1 protein-coding gene, 1 tRNA gene and 1 other RNA gene are annotated in these 3100 nt (G+C 71.2%); 1 reads left to right on the forward strand and 2 read right to left on the reverse strand.

Features of this window, described 5'->3' with window-relative positions:
• Positions 1 to 146 precede the first annotated feature (146 nt).
• On the reverse strand, positions 147 to 2516 hold the full coding sequence (locus RB628_RS39970; protein WP_318325558.1) for a DNA polymerase III subunit gamma and tau: 2370 nt from the start codon (positions 2514 to 2516) through the stop codon (positions 147 to 149).
• 315 nt (positions 2517 to 2831) lie between these two features.
• An RNA gene (ffs, locus tag RB628_RS39975) (signal recognition particle sRNA small type) lies at positions 2832 to 2928 on the reverse strand.
• A gap of 73 nt (positions 2929 to 3001) precedes the next feature.
• Here ffs and RB628_RS39980 point away from each other — a divergent pair.
• Positions 3002 to 3089, forward strand: a tRNA-Ser gene (locus RB628_RS39980).
• Positions 3090 to 3100 lie beyond the last annotated feature (11 nt).

Here is a 3100-nt window from a genome sequence, read left to right on the forward strand (position 1 = left end):
AAACGCCGGACGGGCTGGGATGCCCAGGCATGCGCCGGAAAGAAGCGGCAAACGGTGAACGGGTGGGAGACACGGCCCGGGCTGCACGGACCGCGCTGCTCCGACGCCGGACGACCTGGACGCGCTCGCCCTCGCCCCGCCCCCGCTTACTCGTTCAAGAACTCCTCCACCACCGTCGCCCCCAGCTCACGCACGATCAGTTCGTGACCGGAGAGTGCGGACTCGTCGAGGTCGGGGTCGTCGTCTTCGGCAGTGTCGTCCTCGGGGGCGATGGGCGGGGGTTCCGGGGCCGAGGGCTGCGGAACCGGCGCGGACGCCTGGGGGCGGGGAGCGCCGGACGCCGGTGCGGGCGTGGGTGCCGGTGCCGGTGTCGGGGGTGCGGGCTGCTGGTGGGGCGTCGACGCGGCGCCGTAGCCGCCTCCGCCCCCGCCGCCGTAGCCACCAGGGGCGCCGCCTCCGCCGTAACCGCCGGTCGCCGGAGCCGCCTGGCCGCCGCCTGTCGGGTCGACGACCGCCTCGATCCTCCACTGGACGTTGAACTGTTCCGCCAGCGCCTGCTTCAGCACTTCCTCGCTGCCGCTGCTGGAGAAGTTGTCCCGCGCGCCCGCGTTCATGAAGCCCAGCTGGAGCGTGGTGCCGTCGAAGCCGGTGACCTGGGCATTCTGGCTGAGCAGGATCCAGGTGAACCGGCGGCGGTTCTTCACCGACTCCAGGATGTTCGGCCAGAGCATCCTGGGGTCGAGGCCACCGGGCACCGGGGCGGCGGGCACCTGGGCCGGGGCCTGGGAGTGGACCTGGGACTGGGGCGAGGACTGGGGCGAGGACTGGGCGTAGGCCGCTGCTGGAGCGGGTGCGGAGGGCGCCGGGGGCTGTCCGCCGCCCGCAGGTGTCGCCGTCGGCCAGCCGCCAGGGCGTCGGCCACTGCCCGCGGAGGTCGCGGTGGGCCAGGCGCCGGGGGCAGCCGCGGCCGGAGCCTGGGGTTGGGCTTGGCCCTGGGTCTGGCCCTGCGGCTGGGTCTGGCCCTGCGGCTGGATTTGAGGCTGGGGTTGCGGGGCAGGCGCACCGCCCGCGTCCGACGAACCGGGCATACTCGATGCACCAGCCGCACCAGCCGCACCAGCCGCAATCAACGTCCCCGATGCACCCGGCGTGACCGCCCCGCCCGGCGTGTCCGCCCCCCTCACCGCCGCCCGCGCCGCCGCGAACCCGCCGCCCGCCGGGATCGGCGCGCCCGCGGGACCAGCGCCGGGCACCGCCCCCTCGTACGCGGCGGGCGCGCCATGCGCACCGGGTCCCGGCACATACCCCATGGCGGGTCCGGGGCCCCCCGGGCCTGCCGCAGGACCGCCGGAGAAGTTGACTCCGCGCTCCAGTTTGTCGAGCCGGGCCATGACCGAGCGCTCGTCGCCGTACGCGGCGGGCAGCAGCACGCGCGCGCAGATCAGTTCCAGCTGGAGTCGGGGCGAGGTCGCGCCCCTCATCTCCGTGAGGCCCTCGTTGACGAGGTCGGCGGCGCGGCTTAGTTCGGCGGCGCCGAAGACGCCGGCCTGGGCCTGCATACGATCGACCACGTCCACGGGGGCGTCGATGAGCCCCTTCTCCGCCGCGTCCGGCACGGCGGCGAGGATCACCAGGTCGCGCAGCCGTTCGAGCAGGTCGGCGACGAAGCGGCGTGGGTCGTTGCCGCCCTCGATGATGCGGTCCACGACCTCGAAGGCCGCCCCTCCGTCGCCGGAGGCGAACGCCTCGACCACGGAGTCGAGCAGCGAGGCGTCCGTGTAGCCGAGCAGGGAGGTGGCCATGGCGTACGTCACGCCCTCGGCACCGGCGCCAGCCAGCAGCTGGTCCATGACGGACATCGAGTCTCGTACCGATCCCGCGCCGGAGCGGACGACCAACGGAAACACGCCGTCCGCGACCGGGATGTTCTCGTGCCCGCAGACCTCGGCGAGGTACTCGCGCAGCGTGCCCGGCGGGACCAGCCGGAAGGGGTAGTGGTGGGTCCGGGAGCGGATCGTCCCGATGACCTTCTCGGGTTCCGTGGTCGCGAAGATGAACTTGAGGTGCTCCGGCGGCTCTTCGACGACCTTGAGCAGCGCGTTGAAACCTGCCGGCGTGACCATGTGGGCCTCGTCGATGATGTAGATCTTGTAGCGGCTGCTCGCCGGCCCGAAGAATGCCTTTTCACGAAGGTCACGTGCGTCGTCCACGCCACCGTGCGACGCCGCGTCGATCTCGATGACGTCGATCGACCCCGGGCCGTTGCGCGCCAGGTCCTGGCAGGACTGACACTCGCCGCAGGGCGTCGGCGTGGGCCCTTTCTCGCAGTTCAGGCAGCGCGCCAGGATGCGTGCGCTGGTCGTCTTTCCGCAGCCGCGCGGCCCGCTGAACAGGTACGCGTGATTGACCCGGTTGTTCCGCAGCGCCTGCTGCAGCGGGTCGGTTACATGCTCCTGCCCAATGACCTCGGCGAACGACTCCGGGCGATAGCGGCGGTACAGCGCAAGGGACGACACGCATACGACGATATCGGGCCCCACTGACAGTCGGCCCCGTCCGCCCGGCTCACCCCGTACCCACCGCGCACCCACCAGCTCCACCCTGTCCCTTTTGACGGCAAATAACCCTCAAGAGACACCCTGGGGCGTTTCACATAAAACACAGGGAGACCACCATCAACTTGCAAGCTCAATCATGGGAAGCGCTCCCCCACCCCCTCGGGGCGATTCCTGCGAGTGCGCACGCACGGCGCGGGTGCCGCTCGTCTCCTTCTTCACGGTGTCCATCGCCGAACGGGTCTGCCTGCACGCCCACCGCCGCACCCCGGGCACACAAAAGACCCCCCACGCACCCGCCAGAGCCAACCTACCCTTGCTGCCTTCCGGCCCTGGGGGAGTTCAGTCAGATAGCGCCGCGTGAGGGGCTGAGGCCCAGCGTACCTGATCGCAGGAGGCCCGAACGAGTTCGCAAGCACGGCCCAACGTCATGTAGTGTTCCCGGCGGAGGATTCGCCTAGTGGCCTAGGGCGCACGCTTGGAAAGCGTGTTGGGGGCAACCCCTCACGAGTTCGAATCTCGTATCCTCCGCCAGTGCCTCACCG

This window comes from Streptomyces sp. ADMS (genome assembly GCF_033441795.1).
Classification (GTDB): domain Bacteria; phylum Actinomycetota; class Actinomycetes; order Streptomycetales; family Streptomycetaceae; genus Streptomyces.